Here is a 19,442-nt window from a genome sequence, read left to right as displayed (position 1 = left end):
TTCCCACCCCCCCCGCTCTCCCTATCTGGGGGGGGGGGGGGGGGCGCCCGCGGGCGCGTTGGGGGGGTCGTTGGTGGGCCCTCCTGTAATTGGGGGGGGGCCCGGCACCTCGCCGGGCCCACCGGTCGGACGAAGGGGCCGTGAGCTGCAGCTTTGCGGGCGTCAGCCGCACTCGGGGCAGCGCCCGACGTGCCGGCTGAGGGCCTTGGCCATCTGCTGCTTCGCCGACAGCGCGTGCTTCGCGCTGCTCTTCGCCGCCGGCCTGCCGGCATGCCGCTCGGAGTGGGCGCTCAGGAAACCGATCTCCCGCTCGAACTGCTCGCGGATCGTGGAGAAGCGGCGGCAGGTCTTCATCGGGCGGTGCTCCTTGTCGTCGTGGTGGTCGCCTCACTCCGCAGTCGCTGCAGGACGAGGCTGAGTCGGTCGTTCCGGCCGCCCGTCAGGCCCTCGCGCCGCAGGATCTCCCGGAGCTGGACTCTGGTGACGGTCTCGTTGCCGTCTCGTTCCAGGAGGGCGGGGACGTGGGGCCGGACCTGCTTCACGAGCTGGTCCACGGACGCCTGCAGCTCCCGCGACGGGCGCTGCGCCTTCTGGCCGTGGGACCGACTGCCGCGTTTGCCCTTGGTCTTCGCCGTCGGCTTCCGCCGGAGCGGGGCCTTGTGTCCCCGGTCCCCGGTGGGGTCGGTCCCCGTGTCGGTGTCGGTCGGTCCCCGGTCCCCGGTGGGGTCGGTCCCCGACTCAGCGTCGGCCGGTCCCCGGTCGTTTCCGGGGGGCTGAGCAGGCATTTCGTGTATCTGTTTGCCGGTCCCCTCGCCGCTGTCGAGGGATGTGTCGGTCCCCGGCTCAGGCGCTTCGGTCCCGCCTTTTGTGCTCGCGGTCCCCGCTGCACGGCCCCTGGTTTTGGGGACCGTGCTGCTGCCGGGTGCCGTGTCGGTCCCGGGGACCGGTCCCCTCTCTTCCTGCGGGGACCGGTCCCCGCTAGGGACGGCGTGGGGGCGGGGACCGTCGCTGGGGACCACGGATCCCAGTGGGGAGGTCCCGCCGATGGGTTCGGGGACCAGGCCCGCTCCGTTGGAGTGCGGGGACCAGGGGGAGGGCAGGGGCACGGTGGCGAGGGCGAGTGCGTGCCGGCGGGCGGCGAGCTGGTTGAGCAGCTCGGCACGCTGGGTGGGGTCGGTGCCGACCGAGGCTCGGCCGATTGCCTTCGACAGCCGCCGGGCGAGCCGTCGGCCTCGGCGGCTCGTTCGCTGATCGGGAGTGCGTTCGGCGAGGCGGGCGGCGAGGGTGACGGCTCGGGTGGTGGCCCGGTCGCGGGTGATCTGTGCGGCGTCGCGATCCCGGGCGGCGATGCCGAGGCGGGACAGCAGTCGCTCTCGCGCCTCCCGGCCCAGGGTGGCGATCAGCCCGTGGGAGGCGGCATCAGGGGTGCGCAGGCGCAGTTCGATGCCCATGGCGAGGTGCCACAGCATCGCCGCCATGATCGGGCCGACGAAGGCCCGGACGGTGCCGCCGATGGGGCCACTCTCGGCGTAGGCCGGGATCACCTGCACTCCGGTGATGACCCAGACCAGCGTGCCCGGCAGCCCCGGCGCCCCTTGGGAGGACAGGTTCTGCCGCGCCATCAGCGCGGTCGCGAACAGCGCCAGCTCGGCGGCGGCGAACATGCCGGCCCGCTCGGCGGTGCCAGCCATGTCGAGGTAGTCGGCGGCGAACCGCCAGCTGGTGTCCGCGCTGTAGGCGGTACAGCCGAGCGCGGCGAGGGCGGCGACCTTGATCGCAGGGCTGCCAGAACGTTTCTTCTGAGGGCTGGCTCCCCGGCGGTGGATCGCCCAGCCGGTCAGGACCAGGGCCAGGACCGCGACGGGGATGCCAGCCGCGAGGAGGACTGACAGATCCGGGGCGGCGCCGAAGGACAGGGAGAGGCGGGTCATGCGGCCTTTCCGAGAGGGGCGGGTGCGGAGGTCGACTGCACCGAAGGGACACCGGCTGCTCCTGGCCGGGCTGGCCGGTCGCGGGCTTGCTCGTGGTCGGCTTCGACCGCTTCCGTTTCTTCTTCCGCCGCTGGGGCACGCCTTGGGTGAGGTCCCGGTCGAAGACCTTGTTGGCGGCCTGGGTCAGCAGGTCGCGGGCGTGCTCCTGGGTGACCTGCAGGGCGACGGCGAGCCGGTCGGCATGCCAGCCCCGGGCGTAGGCGTGGTCGATGACGACCTGCCGCTCCTTGGCGGTGAGGTGCACGTCGCGGCCGTTGAAGACCGCGAGCACCCGGCTGTAGTCGAGCCGTTGGGGCAGCCCGTCGTGCCAGGGTCGGCGTTCGGCCTCGGTGAGACCGCCCCAGATGCCCTCCTTCAGGACGTTTTCCAGGGCGTAGTTGAGGCAGTCCCGCTTGACCGGGCACTGGGCGCACAGGGCCTTGGCCTCGGCGATGGCTTCATGGTCCCGGGGCAGCGGGAAGAAGGTTGCGTCGGCGTCGTCGGGGTCCATGCCGTGGCACACGCCGTGCATGTGCCAGCTGGTGTCGCCGATGCCGCGCAGGCCGGTGGCTGGCGCGTCGTGGGTGGTGATAGTGCGCAATTTCTGCCTCCGATGTGCTGCCGCGTCGGCCGGTCGGGTCCGGCCGCAGGCGGACGCGGCGTCGGGTATCGGCTGCGGCGCGGGGCGGGCGTCGCAGCCGGACGGGACGGTGGTGTGCGGTGGTGCACCGGACGGGGTGCACCGAGGGGAGTGCCGGTCAGGCCATCGCGGGCTGCTGGGCGTGTTGCGCTGCGGCGAGGTCGACGCGGCCGGGGTGGGGGGTGGCGCGGGGCGAGTTGCCGCGAGCGTCGCCGTCGAGGCCGATGCGCCTGCGCCGGCACGGCTCGCCGACCTGCGCATGGCACCACTCGCACTCGACACCGAGGAAGTCCGGCTGGCCCTGGGCGATGGCCGCCTCGCGGGCCGCGCGGGCGGGCCGGTAGGGGGCAAGTTCGGCGCGAACGTCGTCCGGTATGTACCGGCCGATCGCCTTGAGATGCGGTTCGAGGTCGGGAGGGACCTGGCCGCCGGTGATCTGCCGGTGCGTCGCGGGCGGGACGGCTCCAGTGGCGACTGCGCGACGCGTGCGGACCAGCTCGGCCTGCCAGGAGGCCGGGTCGTCCGGATCGGCGGCCGGTGTGGGGTCGGTGTGCCGCGACAGGCGGTCGCGTCGGTAAGCGCGCCACTTGCGGGCGACGTCCACCGGCAGGATCGGGTACGGCGAGTCGAGAATGTGCCCGCGGGCGACGACGCGGGAGTCCCAGCCGTGCGCGGTGGCCAGGGGCACGTCGCCGAGCAGCTCGTGCCACTGGGCGATCTGGTCGCGGGCCTCGCCCTTGTCGGTGCGGATGAGGCGGGGGTCGAGTCGGCCGAGGTAGGCCAGCAGGGCGCCGACTTCGTGTGGGGTCACTGGGCTGCTGCTCCGTTTCCGGTCGGCTCGTCGAGGGCGGCGAGGAGGGCGGCGGTGTGGGCCTCGGCACGGGTCATGCCGCCTGCGGGGGCGGGGCCGCTGCCGGGCAGGGCGTAGAGGTTCGGGCTGCCCGGGGTGCGCTCGCGGGCGATCCAGGACCGCCAGTCGGCAGCCCAGGCGCCTGCCGACCGGGGTTTCCAGGCCGCGCGGTGGGCGCGCCACTTCGCGTCGGCGGAGCGCAGGCCGTCCTCGCCGAGGCGGGCGAGGTGACCTTGATGACGAGCCCAGGCGTGGGTGGCTGGGTCGACCTGCCATTCGCTGGCCGAGGTGACGGCAGCACTACTGCTGTCATTACGGTTCACCTTCGGTTCACTACGGTTCTGGGGGTCGGAATCCGATCCCTCCACGGGTCGGAATCCGGCACGTCGGGGGGTCGGAATCCGACGCGAGGGGCCGGAAGCCGTACCGGTCGGATTCCGCCGGGAGGGGCCGGAATCCGTACCGTCCTTGAGCCAGATTCCGTACTGCCGAAGCGCCTCGACCTTCAACTCGGGCACCGGATCCGCCTCCGGCGCCGCCGCGACTTCCGCCGACGAGCCCTCCTGTTCGGCAGCCTTGACCTTGGCCAGGAACGCTGCGGTGAGGGGCAGGCGGTACACCGTGGTGCGCTGTGGTCCCTGGAGGTCGTCGCGCTGCTCCAGCTCGCTACTAGTGATGAGCTTGTCGAGGGCGTCGCGTACCGCGGTCCTGCTCGCGTTCGTGCGCTCGATCAGGCTGGAGAGAGAGGCCCAGGCGGCGCACTGCTCGTCGGGCACCCGGTCGGCGATCGACAGCAGGACCAGGCGAGCAGTCCCTCGGCTGGAACTGTGCTCCCACACCCACTCGCGGGCGTCGCTGCTCATTGGCGACTCCCGGCCGACAGGCGGGACGTGCGCGCCGGCACGGTGGCCGGAGCGTGCTCACGCCCGAGGCGGGCGGAAGTGGGGAAGAGGGCGGCTGCCGCGCAGGCCAGGCCGTCGGGCCTTTTGCGCAGGGCAGAGCGCATGTAACACTCTCCTTTGGTGTTGCCACGCTGAGACGCCCCGTGGAAGGGATCAGCGTGGTGATGGTGGCGATATCCGCCCTTGCCGGGGCGGTTTGTGCCGTGAAGCGTTCGGCGTCCGGGAGTTCGCACCTCTCGGGCGCCGTCGCTGTATCCGGGCCTATGAGGCCCGGAGTGCGCGCATGCCGCTGCTCCTCGTGTTCGTCGTGCCGGGCGGGCTGCCCGGGGACGACGAACATACGCACGACCCTGCGTCAAGATCCAGACTTGGTTCTTAAACCCTGTAGAAGTCGCGCGGCCGGGCGCGAAGCGGGTCGGATCGCTGTCCGCAGGAGACAGTGCGAGTTCTTCTCGGTCGTCACCGCGCCAGGACGCCTGGTCGGCGTCTCGATGATCTGCGCGCCCGCCCGTGTGGCGCGGCGGTGGGCGCGCCCAGGGCGTCCTGCCGACCGTCGGGCTGCGTGGCCTGGCCCTCGGCTCGTTGCGGCGTCACGGGTCCTCAGCGGCGGTGTCCGCACGGCGTCCCCCTCCCTGTCCATCTGGGCTGCGAAGCACTCTCCGTGCATTCGCAGCAGTCGATGCCGGCGCGATGACAATAGACCAGGGAAGATGGATCACGTCAACTGGCAAGAATGGAACGGTTGCGTCTGACGGTGTATCGTTCACGCCAGTCGAAGCAGTAGCCCCATGAGTCAGTGAAGGATGGGCCCCGCATGAGCGAAGGAGTGCCCACGAAGCAGCGCACCCTCGCGGAGAAGCTCGATCACCTCTTCGTGACGATCCACCCCAGGGGCCGCGGTCCGTACAGCTACGAAGAGGTGGCGTCGGGCATCGAGCGGTCGGGAGGGCCCACCATCTCGGCGAGTTACATCTGGAGCCTGCGGACGGGCAAGAAGGACAACCCGACGATGAAGCACCTGGAGGCCCTCGCCGGCTTCTTCGGTGTCGCCCCCGCCTACTTCTTCAGTGACGAGTCCTCCGAGCGGATCGCCGCCGAGCTGTCACTGCTCGCCTCCATGCGGGACAACCGCGTGCGAGATGTCGCCCTCAGGGCCTCCGGCCTGTCGACGGAGACCCTTGCGACGATCCAGGGGTTCATTGAGCGGGCCCGCACCCTGGAAGGGCTTGCCGACGACGAGGCGTCCAGTCGGTAAACGCGGCACGACCGGGAGGTGTACGGCCACTGTCTGGTCGAAGCTGTGACGCACGCCACTCTTTGGCTTTCGTGCATGACCCGTGGTGGCGCCAGGGTTTTTGCCGCTCTATTCAGCCTTGATCAAGTGATACCGAATCAGACGCATTCCTTGATCGTCGCACTGGTGAGCGGAATTTGAGCATGCCATTGGCATATTTCCTTGAGCATTGACGTATCGTTCCCGTGGCCGGAATACAAGATTCCGGTGCCGCCTCTGCCGCGGTCACGTACAGCGCCACCTGCGGAGTCGAGTTGTCGTTGCGAAGTCGAAGAGAGCAGCCGGGCGGCAGACGTCAAGACCGCCCGGACTTCGGGGACATGCTCGCCTCAATCGATATCCCGAACCCGTTCGACGTCCAGGTCTTCTGTGACCGGATCGCAGCGCAGCGCGGCCGTGCGCTCCACCTGCACAGCGTCCCCGGTATCTCCGGCACCGACGCCCCGTGTGGTGTCTGGATCGCCACCGAGAAGGCCGACCATGTCTTCCACGAGGCAGCGACCAGTCCCCTGCATCAAGACCACATCATCCTGCACGAGATAGGCCACATGCTCCTGGGCCACACGTCGATCATCGACGGTGTCCAGTCAGCAGGCGGCTTGTTCGCGGACATCGACCCTGCCACCGTGGTCAGTCTCCTCACCAGGGCCAGCTATGGCACCGAGGACGAGCGGGACGCCGAGCGATTCGCAGGGCTGATCGCCAACAGGGCAGCTGCCTCCCGCACCAGCAAGACCGCACGCAGCAGTGTCCTCCAGCGCCTGGGCGACGCGCTCAGCGACTCGTAAGAGCGCCCTGGAATGATCGACACACTTCCTGCGGTCCTGCTGTGGCTGGTCACTGGGTGGCGTGCCCCGGCCGCATGGCGCGATTCAAGTAAGCGAGTCCTGTGGACTGCCTTTCTCGCCCTCGCCGTTGCCATGACGCTCAGGTTGTCCTTCGTCGCCGTACCCGCGGATGCCGCCCTCCAGGTCAACAACCTGAGTTCTCTGGGCAAGCACCTCGGCGGCATCATCGCCGCGCATGCGGTGCTGACCTTCGTGCACAACATGGCCGAGGAGACGGCGCCCGGGCTTAAGTCCTCCCGCCTGCACCTCCTCGTCCCCGTCTACGCGGCAGTCATCATCACGGTGCTGTTCTTGGCCACTCCTCAGCCGCACGAAGTGGTGGACCTGCTCACCGAGTACGCCACCGACTGGCGTATCGCCGCCTACGGAGTGGTGTGGACGGGCTATCTCGGGACGGCACTGTTCAGCGCCTCTCGGCTGTGCTGGCGCTGGGGCCGGCAGCCTGGCACCGGCCTCCTCGGCAGGGGCCTTCGTCTCACCGGCATGGGCACCACCATCGGCATCGTCTATGCCGTGCACCGCGTGGCCTCCGTGATCCTGGGATTTCTGGGACACCGCCCTGTTCCTGCCAGCACGAGTGAGGCGATCAGCGGTCTGCTGCTCTTCAGCGCGTTGGTCTTCATCGTGAGCGGCAGCACGCTGCCCGCCGCCGGACGGCTGCACCGCTGGACCCGCGAATACCGCGACCTGCTGCACCTGTACCCGCTCTGGCTCAGCCTCACGGAGGCCGTGCCAGAGGTCCGTCTCGACCCACCACGGCGCAGGGCATCCGAAATTCTGCACCTGCGTCACGTTCACGACCGACTGTATCGCCGCACCATCGAGATCCGAGACGCCGTCCTGTCCCTCAGCGACCATGCCCCCAGCAGCCTGCGCGACCAGGCCCGCGCCCACGTCGCGGCCTCCGGCCTCATCGGCGCCCAGGCCGACATCGCCGCCGAAGCCTGTTGGATCACCGGCGCCAAACGAGCCCGGCAGGCCAGCGAGCCCTCGTCCGGCGCGCCCCTCCCGCCCGCCAGCGGCGGCCGGGATCTGCCCAGCGAGATCCACGCGCTCAAACAACTCGCCCGGGCTCACGACTCCGACCTCATCCGCACCTTCGCCGCCAAGCTCGACCATGCCCGAACGCAGGAGACGACACAGTGACCGAGTTCCGCACGGCCCGCCTCATCACCGACACCCTCGCGCCGGCCAACCTCGTCATCGCGATACTGCTGATCATCGGCTGGCACAGCACGAGCAGCGTCACAGGGATCGGCTGGGGCCTGCTGGCCGCCCTGTTCTGCGGCGGTATCCCGTTCGCCGTCATCATGCTCGGCGTGAAGCGCGGCCACTGGACCGACAAGCACGTACGCGTCCGCGAGCAGCGCGCCGTCCCTCTCCTCGCCACGATGGCGTCGGTACTGATAGGCATCTCACTGCTTGTTGCTCTCCAGGCGCCCCGCGAGGTCTTCGCCCTGGTGGTCGCCATGCTCGTCGGGCTCATCACCACCATGATCGTGACCATCTGGTGGAAGGTCTCGGTCCACACCGCCGTCGCCGGCGGAGTGGTCGTGATCCTGCTCCTCGCCTACGGCGCGCACGTGGCACCGCTGGTACTTGGCGTCACGGCCGTTGGCTGGTCCCGCGTCGTGCTCCGTGACCACACTCCCGCCCAGACGGTGGTCGGCGCCCTACTCGGAGGGCTGGCCGCCGCTGTTGTATTCAGCGCGATGCGCTGACGAACCCTGGCGGGACACCACACGGCTTCGGCTACAGAGGTACGAATTCTCTCCGTAGCCCGATGGAGGGACGATGTGCTCGTTGCGCGCGGGACGGTCGAACTTGGAGAGGCCCGCGGCTGGCTTCCCTCCACGAGAGTTCCATCGGCTTCTCCTGATCTCAGTTCGTACGGCTGGTGGTGGACGCAGGACGCGATGCCGTGGGTTGTGCCTGTGATGCCGGGGTTCGGGGATGCCACAGGTGTTCAAGGAACCGGGCTGGGCGGCACTGCGTACGGCCTCGTCGCCCGCCGCGCCCGTGGGGTGCGTGACCTGCGACAGCGAGACCGGTCGCCCAATGGTCTTATGCGTCAGGGAGAGGGCTGCTGCGCGTGGAACTGTGCGGTACCCGTGCCGGGCTGCGGCAGGACCGTTCCCGTTTCGTCCTGGTAGGCCGCCTCCATCAGCGCGTGGAAGCGGCGACCACGTTCATCGCCGGTCGCGCGGGCCCGCTCTTCCCGCACACGGACCCACCACTCCAAGCCCTCTGGTGCGGCGAACAGGGCGCACTCCGCACCATGTACCCCGTCGGCCGACAGAGCGCCGACGCGATACAGCGCCTCCCATGCGGAAACCCACGCGTTGCGGTGCACGTGAAGTCGGCGTTCGCGGGGGTCGAGCGGTGTCAGGCTGCCCCAGATCGCTCGAAGTCCGGGACGCTCGACCGGGGTGGTGAGCAGCCGCTGGTGTATCCGTGCGCTTTCCAGCACGGTCCGGTCCCGGTGCCGTCGCTCGCTGAGGACAAGGTGGGCAATGCCCGTGCCCGCGATGGTGAGCAACGCGGCGGTCATCACACGGTTGCTGCGCATGGGAGATCACTTCCTTCCCTGATGTTGGCCAAGCCTGCGGACGTGGGTGCGAGTGGGTTCAGAAGCCCGGACAGGTGTTGAGAGGCCGAGAATCCCGTGAGGGCGAGTCGATGGAGACGGGCGAACGCGGCGGTGTAACGGGCCGTCTGCTCGCGATGCTCAAGGACGACCGGCACCGGGGTGACGGGGAGGACGACCTGCCGGCTGTCGATGATCACGAAGGGTTCCATGGGGAGTTCCACCGGCGTACGGACCGCATGCAGAGGAATCAGCGACACCGAGAGGTTCGTCGCTGGGTGGAGGACTCCCAGCAGGTGGCTGATCTGGGCAGACATCACGTCGTGCCCGCCGACCTGGTGGTGGAGCACCGATTCCTCAAGCACGAACGTGACGGGTACGCCGTTCGGGAGAACGGCTTCGTCGTGACCGCACTCCCGGGCAAGCGGATAGGAACGAACGGCCTCCCGGTACCCGTAGATCTGCAAGGGCCCCGGCACAAGAGTGGAAGCGTACATCTGGATGCGCCGTGCCCCATGCCATGGGACTCCCCAAGTGTCGGGCATACCCGAGGCTGACAACGGCCTCGCAAGGCCCGCGTTCCGGCGCCGCTCGTTTCGCACGCTCGTCATCGCGGCCACTGTCCGTCAGGGCCAGGCGGGTCGAGCTTCCGTCTGGCTCGTACGACGTCGTCTTTGCTCATCTCCGAAGCCTTCTCGCGGTGTCGAATCGTTCAGAAAAGGGCTGGCTAATTTAGTGGCACGTTCTCCTCGGAGTCGGCCGGGGCGGGTACGCGGCCGGTGCGCTCGTTTTGGAGATCCCATAGTTCGCGGAACAAGCCGTCGTGCTGGGCCAGCAGCTCGTCGGGAGTGCCGTGCTGGATGACTCGGCCTTTGTCCAGAACAACGATGCGGTCTGCGACGGTCACGTTCGTGAGCCGGTGCGTAACCAGGACGACCGCGCGGTCGGCGGCGAGGCGGCGCAGTCCGGTGAAGATGCGGTGCTCGGCCCGCGGGTCCAGGGCGGCAGTCGGTTCGTCCAGGACGAGCAGTCCGGCCGGCCGGTGGAAGGCACGAGCGAGCGCGATCCTCTGCCACTGCCCGCCGGACAGCTCCTGACCACCCCACCATTCCTTAGCCAACAGGGTGTTCAAACCGCTGCGCAGCCCGTCGATGACCTCGTCGGCGCCTGCGGCATGCGCTGCGGCGAGCACCGCGGCGTCCCCGTCCTCGGTGGCCTGGCCGAGGGTGATGTTCTCCCTCGCTGACAGGGGCCAGTTCGCGTAGGACTGCGGTACGACGGCGACACGCTCCCAGGTGGCATGCGCGTCCAGGTCTCTGGTGTCGGTGCCGTCCCAGGTGACGGCTCCTCCCTGATCGGGAAGGTAGAGAGCGGAAAGGATCTTGCTGAGGGTGGTCTTGCCGGAGCCGTTCTCGCCCACCAGTGCGACGACTTCGCCGCGCCGGACCTCCAGGGAGACGTCGTCGAGGGCAGGGCGGTCGGCGCTCGGGTACTGGAAGGTGATGTTCTCGGCGCGTACGAGAGTGGGCGCGGCCGGCGTCCCGGGGCCGCGGTCGATGCGGTGGCCGCCGGCTTCGTCGATGAAGTCCGCCCAGTCGTCCAAGTACATGCCGGTACGGAAGAGTTGGGCTCCGTAGCCGACGATCCCGTCCAGTCCTGCGCTGACGCGGCCCAGGGCGAGGAACGCGGTGCCGAGGGCGGCGACCGAGATCTGCCCGGCGGACACGAGCAGCGCCAGGGCCACCCACACGACGGCGTGGGCGAGACCTCCGGTGGCCCCACCCACCAGGGAGATTCTGGCGGAGCGCCAGGTGGCTTGGTCGGTCGTCGCGTCGATCCGCGCCCCGGCCGTGCGGTACTTGTCGAGCAGGAACCGTGCCATGGTGCCGGAGCGGACCTGATCGGCGGTCTGCTTGTCGACCATGTACCAGCGCAGCATGCCCAGTAGCCGCCGGTCCTTCGACGTGGAGAGCGAGGCGATGTAACTGATGCGTGCTGCCCGCACGCTGGCCAGGCCCTTCGGCAGGGCGGCCAGAACAAGCAGTGGCAGCAGGATGGGGTGCACAGCGGTCAGGACGAACGCCGAGGCGATCAGCGATGCCGACGCGGCGAGGATGTACTGGGCTTGGGTGAGAAGGTCCCTGGAGACCTCTACGCCCCGGTCGGCGGCGTCCCAGCGGTCGTTGTATCCGGGGTTGTCGTACGCGGCCAGTTCCGCCCTGGTCGCCGCGTCGAGGAGTTCGAGTTCGGCCTCCCGGGCAATTCGCGGGGCGAGCCGGGCAGACAGTGCGGTGGAGGCGATGCCGAGTAGGGCACGCAGACCGATGGCCCCCGCCAGGACCACCAACGACGGTACGGCGGAGCGGAGCTGGTCGCTGCTGATGTGCTGGGAGGCGATCAGCGGTTTGATCACACCGGTGGTGGCCATCAGCCCGAACGCTTCCAACACCCCGGAGAGGAGCTGGACGCCGAGCAGGGCGATGACCGCGGCGCGGTCGACCTGCCAGCCCAGTGCAAGGGATCGGCGGATCAGTTGGGGCAGGCGTTTGGTCATCGAGCGGGTGGTGATCGCGTTGGCGGCCTCGATGCGGCGGTCGCCGGGGATGATGAACTTCAGCTCCTCATCCGATACTTCCGCCTCGTCCGTCGGTGCGGTTGTGGCAGCGGGCTTCGGGATGGTGGTCATCGGCTCCATCCCTCCGCCGACACGCGGTGGCCGGTCGAGGTCGTACGGAAGCCCGGCACGGGCTGGTTGCGGATGGAGACCACGTACAAGCCGATCACTGTTCGATACGCCAAGGCGTCCCCCTGTATGCCGTGTGCGGTTGAGGCCGTTGCTCAACATCCGTGGAATGCCGTGCAGTTGATACCTGGTGAATGATCACGAGGTGTCCCCGCTCGCCCCTAGGGCGGTGAGCTCGTCCTCGAGGCCCTCAAGGTCACCGAGCAGGCGGCGGATGGCGGTCTGACGCTCGCTCCAGTACCGCTTCAGATCCACTTCCGCCTCCCGAGGTAGGTCGTACTCGGCGGTGGTGGCGCCGTAGAAGCTGAACAGCATGTACAGCAGCGTGATCCGGGCACAGGAACGGACCTCTTGTATCGGGAGGCTGGGGTGCTCCGAGCGGTAGGCGCCCACCATGGCCAGGGCGCAGGCAGTCCACTCGGTGCTGGTCGCGACCGTGCGTGGGTCGAACGCCGCTCGCCCCAGCTCCCAGGCCGGCAGCGCGCTGGCGCAGCGGAAGTCGATGATGCCGGTGACGGCATCGGCGAGGGTGATCAGGTTGGTGCGGGTGAGATCCGCATGCAGCGCCTGGTCCACGAGCGTCTCGGGCAACTGTTCCCGCAGCGCGGCAGCGTGAATGCGTAAGTCCGTACGCCGCTGGTCGAGGTCGACTCGCAGTTGGTCGAGACGGTCGTGGCCCTGCCGCGTGGCTCTGGCCATCACGTTGTCGCACTTCGCTACAGCGTCCTCGACGGACTCTGTCCGCCAGCGCGTCTGCTGCACGCGCTTGGGCAGCGGGTACGCGGCGAGCGCACGGTGCATGCGCCCCATGACGACGCCGATGTGTTCGGCTAGGGGGACCGTCATCGCTGACGTGGTCACCCGGCCGGGAGCCTCGTCGACGACGGCCCATGCGCTGCCTTCCGCGATGGTGACCAGGTTGTCGTCGGCGTCGGGCCACACGCGTGGAACGGGGAGTTCCGCGGCCCGGCAGTATTCCGACATGTCCCACGCGTTGCGTGCCTCGTCCAGGTCGGCCATCGCCGCGTACTGCTTGACGAACAACCGCAGCCCGTCGTCGGTCAGGACTCGCCGGTTGATCGTGTCCGTGCCCATGTGCACCGGCTCGACGAGGTCGACGACGAGTCCGTACCGGTCCTCCAGCACGTCAGCAGTCAACGCCGCACCCTGCTCTGCTTCGTCCATAGGGATCACAGGCCTTCGTGTGCCGAGGGGCGAGGTGCCGTGAGGACGGTGAACGAGTTGTCCTCCGTGACCACTCCTCTGTCGGCGAAGGGGGCGAGGGCAACGGGGATACCTGGGCGAAAGCGTCGGTAGTAGGCGGAGGTTCCGGCGAAGGCATTCACGTGCGCCACCCGCTCCACACGCTCTTGCCGGTCTCCAGGCGCAGGTTCTCCAGCATGGTGTGGGCTTCGTCGACCAGGCCGACGTCGTGATGCTGGATGCCCCAGGCCAGGGAGTCGACAGCGTCCAGGGCCCCGTACGCCCGGCACGCCGCCGCTTCCTCCTCGGTGAGCGTGCGGCCGTACCCGTGGTGAAACGCGGCGTTCAGGTCCGGGTTGTGATGCAGGATCCGATAGCGCAGGCGGCTGAGATCCCGGCGTGGTGCGGGCTGGAGCTCGGCGCGTTCGAAGTCGATGACCCTCAGCACTTGCTCGGACTCGTCCCACATCCAGTTCTTCGGCATGTAGTCGCCGTGTCCAGCGACCTGCGGTAGCCGTGGGGGCGGCTCGCTCAGGAGGGCCCGCACTGTTGAGAGTTCGTGCTCGGGCACGTACGCGGCGGCGGGCACCAGGACCTTCGACACCGTCTCCTCCCACTCGCCCTCGCTCGTGTCCGCGGCGGGCTCGCCGCCGGCCGCCGCGTGATGGCGAGCGAGGAGTTCACCCGCCTGCTCGTAGGCCTTGCGCTTCTGCTCGGCCGGCAGCCGGAGCGAGTCGAGGCTGTGTCCGGGCACAGCGGTGACCAGGATGGTGTGTGAGACGGCCTCGGCGGCGGTGAGGTCGGGCGTCCGGCCCTCGCCGAGGGAGACCGTCCACTTCCGGTATGCATCGACCTCACGCCGGTGCAGCTTGGGGCCCGCGTGCTGCTTGACAAACCACCGCCGGCCCCCGGGCGCGTGGACTTCCCAAAGGGACGGCCTGATGGTGCCGGGGCGGGGGTGTTCGGCAACCACGGTGTACGTATCGGTTACCGACTCCACCAGTTCGTGGAGTGCGCCGGGCATGTTCGTCACCTCGGTGCGCCCTTTCGTTCGCCGAGCCACCCAGTCACATGCATGCACAGCATGTGACTGGGTGGATTCTCTATGTATTCGCGTGTGGGTGCGTAGCCTGCCAAGAGCCACTGACAACGGCCGCTGAACTGGGCGTTTCCCACTCGGTAGAGCGGGGCCCCGCATGAGCCGTATCCCCGGCTCAGCCGGATCGGCGCATGGGCTGCAGCCGCACGGGCACCGTGCGGTGCCCGTTGACGAGGAGGCTCGCCACCGGCTCAAGTTCCTCGGGCGGCACGGCGAGGGCCATGTCCGGGAAGCGGTTGAAGAGGGCGGGGAGCGCGGCCCGCGCTTCGGCGCGGGCCAGCGGAGCGCCGAGGCAGAAGTGCGCGCCGTGTCCGAAAGCGAGATGCTGTTTGTCGTCCCGCATGACGTCGAATGCGCCCGCGGTGGCGCCGTGCAGGTTCGGATGGCGGCCGGCGGCGCCGTACGAGGCGAGGATCGCCTCGCCCTGGCTGATCACGATCCCGTCCGGGAGGGGGATGTCCTCGACGGCATACCGAAGCGGCAGGTGGCTGATGGGCGCGGCGTAGCGGAGGGATTCCTCGATCACGTCGTCCCACGACGCGCGCCCCTCGCGGACGTGAGCGAGCTGGTCGGGGCGGGTGAGCAGCGCGGTGACGGCTTGATCGAGCAGGTTGACGGTCGTCTCGTAGCCGGCGCTGATGACCAGGAGCAGCGTGTCCAGAAGCTCCTGCTCCGTGAGAACGGAACCGTCGCCCTCTTCATCGCGTACGTCGATGAGCGCCGACGTGATGTCCTCGCAGGGGGTGGCCCGCTTCGACGCGACCAACTCGGTGAGGATGCCGTACAGGGCCATGGTGTTGGCGCGGGCGTCCTCGCTGCTGAGCGTGGTGTCGAAGACTCCGTCGACCACGGTCCGGAAGCGGGGCCACACGTCCTCGGGCAGACCCATGAGATCGCCGATGACCTGGATCGGCAGGGGGAAGGCGAGGGCCTCTCGCAGGTCGACGACCTCGCCGGGCTGGGTCGGCGCTGGCTTCCGGGCTATCTGGTCGATGAGGCGGGCCGTGATCTGTTCGATGCGCGGCACCATCTCGGCGGTGCGTCGGGCGGTGAACGCCTTGCTGACGAGACGCCTCAGCCGCCGGTGGTTGTCTCCGTAGGCGGTGAACATGTTGTCCACGCCGACCCACAGGGCCAGCGGCCACTTCTCGGTGATCTCGCCGCTGATGAACGCCGGCCAGTGCCTGCTGGCGTCCTTGGACACCCGGGGGTCGTTCAGGAGGCCCTTGAGGATGGCCGGGTCGCTGACCGACCAGGCCGTTACGCCGAGGATGTCCACGAGTGTGGCGGGACCGGCGGCGTGGAGGGCGGCTTCTTCGGCCGCGCGGGCACGGCCGGTGGGGTCGAGGACGAGGGGCAGGGTGCGGTCCATGTCGGGTTCTCCCTAGGTCAGAGTGAGGCGCGGCGACGGGGGGAAGTGGACCGGCAGGCCGGTCAGGGAACGGTGGAACGGGCCGGGGCGGTAGGTGAGGTGGTCGGCGGGGACTGCGAGCTCCATTTCGGGGAGGGCGTCGAGGATCTGCTCTATGGCCACCTGGGCGATGAGGTAGGCCAGGGGCTGGGCGGGGCAGGCATGGGGCCCGGCGCTCCATGTCAGGTGAGAGCGGTTGCCGGCCCGCTGGTCGGAGATGACTGTGGGGTCGTTGTTGCAGGCGGCCATGCTGATGACGACCGGCTGATGGGCCGGCAGGACGACGCCTTCGACCTCGACCGGACGTGGCGGATACGACACGCAGAAGTTGGCCAGCGGAGGGTCGACGAAGAGCAGTTCGTCGAGGGCATCACGCACGCTGAGGCTCCCCCGCAGCACGTCGCCGGAGTACCGCTCATCGCTGAGGATCAGCCGCAGGGTGTTCGCAATGGTGTTCTGTTCAGGCTCGATTCCGGCGCCGTACAGGGTGACCAGCTGGTGCATCAGCTCCAGATCGTTCAGCTGCGTCGGGTGCATCAGCAGGCCGGTAGTGATGTCCATCCCGAGATGGCGACGCTTGAGGTCGACGAGTTCACCGAGAGCCTCGATGAGCATGACGTTGCCGGCCTCGGCATTTACGCCGTCGAAGATCGCGGCCATCCCGCCGGCTACACGCTGACCGATCTCCGGCGGGCAGCCGAGGATCGCGTTGAGGACCTGGAACGACAGAGGTTGTGCGTACTGCGTCAGCAGGTCCGCATGTCCCACCTCGCAGATCTCATTGATCAGAGGTATGGCGATCTGCTGCACCATGTTCTGCAGTTCGTGCTGGCGGACATGGTCGAGGGCGGACGTGTTCGCGGCACGGTAACGAGCGTGAGCCGGACCCGAATTGCGCAGGGCGTTGGGACGGTGCTCCAGCATCGGCAGGACCGGGCAGTGAGCGGGGACGCCCTGTTGCCAAACCCGCGGGTCGGCGGGGAACCGTACGGGGTCGTGGAGGATGCGGACTGCGGTCTGATAGCCGATCACCAACGTGGCAGGCACATCGGGGTCGAGGTAGACCGGGGCCAGCGTTCCGTGGTGCTCTCGCATCTGCGCGTAGAAGCGGTAGGGGTCGGCTGCGAATTCCGGTGCGTACATGGCGAATCGCATCTGACCTGGGGGTGCGTGGTGGCTGGTCCGCGGTGTCGGTGGCGGCGTATTCACGACAGGTGCTCCAGTCGGCTGGATCTGTGGAGGTATTCGACGAACGCGATCAGCGCGTGGATGGAGGACACTTCGTCGCGGGCGTCGCAGGAGGTGAGCACCACGTCGTCGTCGAGGGCCAGGGCTTGCCGAATCTCGTCGAGGTCGTATCGTGGAGCGCCTTCGAATTCGTTGACGGCGACGCCGAATGGCAGGCCGCGTTCTTCGAAGAGCCCAAGGACCGTGTCGGAGTCTTGGAGCCGACGGGTGTCGACGAGGACCAGCGCGCCCAGTGCCCCGTGCAAGAGGTGCTCCCAGAAGGGAGTGAACCGGTTCTGGCCTGGGGTGCCGAACAGGTAGAGGGCCAGCCGGGGGCTGAGGGTGCGGCGGCCGAAGTCGAAAGCGACCGTCGTCTCCGTTTTGCTGGGCAGGCCGGCGAGGTCGTCGATGCCGGTGCTGGCTTCTGTGATCGGCTCCTCGGTCCTCAGCGGTCTGATTTCCGACACGCTGCCGACCAGCGTCGTCTTCCCTGCCCCGAAGTGGCCGGCGATCAGGATCTTCGCTGATCGGGTCACGGTGGCGGGGAGGTATTGGTGCTCAGACGAGAGCACGGAGTCCATTGAGCACTTCCTCTATGACGCTGATGTCCGGCTGGTCGGCCGGTGCCGGCGCCGGGGTGTCGAGGTGGCCGGTATCGAGAAGTCCAGAGACGACGATGAGGGCGACGGTGGGTGGCAGGTCGAGGAGCGAGGCGATCTCGGCGATCACGAGCGGACCGTGGCAGATCCGCAGGACCCGCTGGGCTTCGACGTCGAGGCCGTGGAGGGGGCGGTCTGCGGCGCGAACCAGGGTCGTCAGAGTCAGGCCGTCGCGGGACGGCGATGAGTGCCCTCGTGTGCGGACATACGCTCGGACCATGTCGGGATCGCGCCGCAGAGCGCTCATGGCCGAGCGCCGCCTTCGTCACCTTGGTTCCGCGCCGGGCTGGACAGTTCCGCACCGAGGCGCTCGGTCAGTCCGTTCATCCGGTAGGTAAGGACTTCGGCGTCCACCGTCTCGGTCGTCGAGACCGCCAGCAACGCGTTGTGGCCGACCGTCTTGACGAACAGGAGTCCCTCGTCGAACTCGCCCACGACTTGGCGCAGACCGTTCTTCTTGCCGCCGGTGTAGGGGGCCATGGCGACGCCGATGGAGTGAAAGCCGCTGGTGGATGCGGCGATCTTGTCCGCCGTGTCGCGGTCCACAGATTCCGAGTAGCCCAATGCAAGCCCATCCGTGGCCAGGAGGACTGCGTAGCGGACATCCGGCATGCTCGAAAGGTCCCCGAGCATCCAGCCGAGCTTGTTCGCCTGCGTCGTCATGAGTCGAGGGACCTTTCTTCCTGGTCGGTGCGGACGGCCGTGTCCTGGGCGTGTTCCTGCGGGGTTGCGGCCGTGCCGCGAGCCTGTCTGGTTGCCTGCTGCCACGCGCCGATGACCGCGGGCCGTGCCGGCTCGGTACTCGTACGGCGCCCAGGAGGGTCCTGCTGGGGCTGATGCATCGGTTGGCGAGACGTGCGTGTCGGCAGCCCGTTCTCTGTCAGCACAGGCTGCGAAGGCGCGGGCGCTTCCACACTGGTGGGCTGCGGGGCCGGTTCGAGTTCGGCCAGGGCGGTGGTGAGATGGGCCTCGGGCAGGAAGACCGAGGCGCACATGCCGCCGTAGCGGTTGGAGTCCGACAGCACCACCTTGATGCCATACCGGCGGGCAAGGAGCGCGATCACCGGGAAGCCGGCCCTCGGATGCGCCTCCATGTTGAGGATGTCGACCTCCTGGCGGCCGTCCAGGATGCGCCGCGCCCGCTCCAACTGCTCCTCGCTCATGCGCTTGCCAGCGTCGTCGATGAGGAGAGTGACTCCGTGGTGGCCGTGCTGGGCGCTCACCTCCACGTGGGTCTGGGGCGGCGAATAGCGGGCGGCGTTGTCGAGCAGGTGGCTCAGAATCAGCTTCACCGGCCCGACCATGCGGGCGATCACTGCCCGGTCCGACGCGTACGGCTGGATGCGCGCGTAGTCAGGGATCGCCCCTTGGGCCGCCCCGACAACGTCCGTGAGTGCGCTGGCGGGCCACCTCTGCCCGAGCAGCCCTCCAGCAAGCACGACGTAGGACTGTGCCTGGTGCAGCATCTGCTGGATGCCGTGATCGATCTTGGTCAGCGTCGCGAAGACGGCACTGCCATGATGCCGGCGGAGGGCCTGGGCGATTTCGTTGCTCACGTTGATGCCGGTGCTCACCATCGCGGTGGCGAAGGACTTGACGGCTCCCTTCGCTGACTCGCGTGCCTCGGCTTCGACTTGCTGACGTGTCGAAGCCGCAGTCGCTTGTTGCACCTGGTGCAGGTCGGCGACATACCGCTCGCCGAGCACGCGGAGGTTCTCCACGAAGGCGGACCCGGCGAGACAGTCCGGGACCACGAACTCTGCCGACGTCGGCTGTGGCCTCTGGAGCGAGCCCGTGACTGGTTCAAGGCCCTGTGAGATCAGCGCGATCAGGGCCATGTCCTGGGCAGCGGCGAACTCTTGCCAATGCGTGGCCTGGGCACGGTGCTTGGCGGACAGCCAGGCGAAGTATGCAGCCAGCCCGAGCGCGACAACGAGCACGGCGGCCAGGCCAATGGATGCCGCGACGGCTGTTTCGTGTCTCATCGGTTCTCTCAATGTGGGTCGAAG

The 19,442-nt window shown here is 68.7% G+C and carries 20 protein-coding genes and 1 pseudogene; 4 read left to right on the top strand and 17 right to left on the bottom strand.

Annotated features, from left to right (window positions below):
• Nucleotides 1-162: 162 nt before the first annotated feature.
• The 6 genes and pseudogenes from ABT063_RS48410 to ABT063_RS48385 form a co-directional block, all read right to left on the bottom strand.
• Nucleotides 163-354 (bottom strand): hypothetical protein, encoded by a 192-nt coding sequence (locus ABT063_RS48410; protein ID WP_351067974.1) that lies wholly within the window; start codon nt 352-354, stop codon nt 163-165.
• Nucleotides 351-1,931 (bottom strand): hypothetical protein, encoded by a 1,581-nt coding sequence (locus ABT063_RS48405; RefSeq protein WP_351067972.1) that lies wholly within the window; start codon nt 1,929-1,931, stop codon nt 351-353. The genes ABT063_RS48410 and ABT063_RS48405 overlap by 4 nt, the downstream gene beginning before the upstream one ends.
• A gap of 433 nt (nt 1,932-2,364) precedes the next feature.
• Nucleotides 2,365-2,481 (bottom strand): annotated as a pseudogene (locus ABT063_RS52545) (WhiB family transcriptional regulator); the annotation flags it as partial.
• Nucleotides 2,482-2,728: 247 nt separating this feature from the next.
• A complete protein-coding gene (locus ABT063_RS48395) occupies nt 2,729-3,421 on the bottom strand; it encodes a zinc finger domain-containing protein (RefSeq protein WP_351067970.1) in 693 nt (230 codons plus the stop codon).
• Nucleotides 3,418-4,323, bottom strand: coding sequence for a helix-turn-helix domain-containing protein (locus ABT063_RS48390; RefSeq protein ID WP_351067967.1), 906 nt, complete (start codon nt 4,321-4,323; stop codon nt 3,418-3,420). Before ABT063_RS48390 ends, ABT063_RS48395 begins: the two co-directional genes overlap by 4 nt.
• Nucleotides 4,320-4,466 (bottom strand): hypothetical protein, encoded by a 147-nt coding sequence (locus tag ABT063_RS48385; RefSeq protein ID WP_351067964.1) that lies wholly within the window; start codon nt 4,464-4,466, stop codon nt 4,320-4,322. Before ABT063_RS48385 ends, ABT063_RS48390 begins: the two co-directional genes overlap by 4 nt.
• Nucleotides 4,467-5,176: 710 nt before the next feature.
• Between ABT063_RS48385 and ABT063_RS48380 the strand changes: the two genes are divergently transcribed.
• The 4 genes from ABT063_RS48380 to ABT063_RS48365 all read left to right on the top strand — a co-directional run bounded on the left by ABT063_RS48380 (nt 5,177) and on the right by ABT063_RS48365 (nt 8,225).
• Nucleotides 5,177-5,617, top strand: coding sequence for a helix-turn-helix domain-containing protein (locus ABT063_RS48380; RefSeq protein WP_351067961.1), 441 nt, complete (start codon nt 5,177-5,179; stop codon nt 5,615-5,617).
• A gap of 359 nt (nt 5,618-5,976) precedes the next feature.
• Entirely contained in the window at nt 5,977-6,444 is a 468-nt protein-coding gene (locus ABT063_RS48375; protein ID WP_351067959.1) for a hypothetical protein, read from the top strand.
• A 12-nt stretch (nt 6,445-6,456) separates the two neighbouring features.
• Nucleotides 6,457-7,650: an MAB_1171c family putative transporter gene (locus ABT063_RS48370; protein WP_351067956.1), complete on the top strand. Its 1,194-nt coding sequence runs from the start codon at nt 6,457-6,459 to the stop codon at nt 7,648-7,650.
• Complete coding sequence (locus ABT063_RS48365) at nt 7,647-8,225, top strand: phosphatase PAP2 family protein (RefSeq protein WP_351067954.1); 579 nt, start codon at nt 7,647-7,649, stop codon at nt 8,223-8,225. Before ABT063_RS48370 ends, ABT063_RS48365 begins: the two co-directional genes overlap by 4 nt.
• A gap of 350 nt (nt 8,226-8,575) precedes the next feature.
• Here the strand turns inward: ABT063_RS48365 and ABT063_RS48360 are convergent, their stop codons facing one another.
• From ABT063_RS48360 to ABT063_RS48310, 11 genes are all read right to left on the bottom strand, one after another.
• Entirely contained in the window at nt 8,576-9,073 is a 498-nt protein-coding gene (locus ABT063_RS48360) for a DUF6082 family protein (protein WP_351067952.1), read from the bottom strand.
• Complete coding sequence (locus tag ABT063_RS48355; protein WP_351067951.1) at nt 9,055-9,702, bottom strand: Scr1 family TA system antitoxin-like transcriptional regulator; 648 nt, start codon at nt 9,700-9,702, stop codon at nt 9,055-9,057. The genes ABT063_RS48360 and ABT063_RS48355 overlap by 19 nt, the downstream gene beginning before the upstream one ends.
• 116 nt (nt 9,703-9,818) lie before the next feature.
• Nucleotides 9,819-11,777: an ABC transporter ATP-binding protein gene (locus ABT063_RS48350; RefSeq protein WP_351067948.1), complete on the bottom strand. Its 1,959-nt coding sequence runs from the start codon at nt 11,775-11,777 to the stop codon at nt 9,819-9,821.
• Between the two features lie 195 nt (nt 11,778-11,972).
• On the bottom strand, nt 11,973-12,992 hold the full coding sequence (locus ABT063_RS48345; RefSeq protein ID WP_351067945.1) for a phosphotransferase enzyme family protein: 1,020 nt from the start codon (nt 12,990-12,992) through the stop codon (nt 11,973-11,975).
• Between the two features lie 184 nt (nt 12,993-13,176).
• Complete coding sequence (locus ABT063_RS48340; RefSeq protein WP_351067942.1) at nt 13,177-14,061, bottom strand: phosphotransferase enzyme family protein; 885 nt, start codon at nt 14,059-14,061, stop codon at nt 13,177-13,179.
• A 190-nt stretch (nt 14,062-14,251) separates the two neighbouring features.
• Nucleotides 14,252-15,508: a cytochrome P450 family protein gene (locus ABT063_RS48335; RefSeq protein ID WP_351067941.1), complete on the bottom strand. Its 1,257-nt coding sequence runs from the start codon at nt 15,506-15,508 to the stop codon at nt 14,252-14,254.
• Nucleotides 15,509-15,520: 12 nt separating this feature from the next.
• Nucleotides 15,521-16,690, bottom strand: coding sequence for a cytochrome P450 family protein (locus ABT063_RS48330; RefSeq protein WP_351067939.1), 1,170 nt, complete (start codon nt 16,688-16,690; stop codon nt 15,521-15,523).
• Between the two features lie 62 nt (nt 16,691-16,752).
• Nucleotides 16,753-17,355 (bottom strand): GTP-binding protein, encoded by a 603-nt coding sequence (locus ABT063_RS48325; RefSeq protein ID WP_351067937.1) that lies wholly within the window; start codon nt 17,353-17,355, stop codon nt 16,753-16,755.
• Nucleotides 17,333-17,680, bottom strand: coding sequence for a DUF742 domain-containing protein (locus ABT063_RS48320; protein WP_351067935.1), 348 nt, complete (start codon nt 17,678-17,680; stop codon nt 17,333-17,335). Before ABT063_RS48320 ends, ABT063_RS48325 begins: the two co-directional genes overlap by 23 nt.
• Nucleotides 17,677-18,096, bottom strand: a complete 420-nt coding sequence (locus tag ABT063_RS48315; protein ID WP_351067932.1) for a roadblock/LC7 domain-containing protein — start codon at nt 18,094-18,096, stop codon at nt 17,677-17,679. Before ABT063_RS48315 ends, ABT063_RS48320 begins: the two co-directional genes overlap by 4 nt.
• Nucleotides 18,093-19,418, bottom strand: a complete 1,326-nt coding sequence (locus ABT063_RS48310) for an ATP-binding protein (protein WP_351067929.1) — start codon at nt 19,416-19,418, stop codon at nt 18,093-18,095. Before ABT063_RS48310 ends, ABT063_RS48315 begins: the two co-directional genes overlap by 4 nt.
• Between the last annotated feature and the right edge of the window lie 24 nt (nt 19,419-19,442).

Origin of the sequence: Streptomyces sp. NPDC002838 (assembly GCF_040295365.1) — a bacterium.
In the GTDB taxonomy this organism is placed as follows: Bacteria; Actinomycetota; Actinomycetes; order Streptomycetales; family Streptomycetaceae; genus Streptomyces.
Note: the sequence above shows the minus strand (reverse complement) of the source record. Positions and strands in the feature narration are given on the sequence as shown.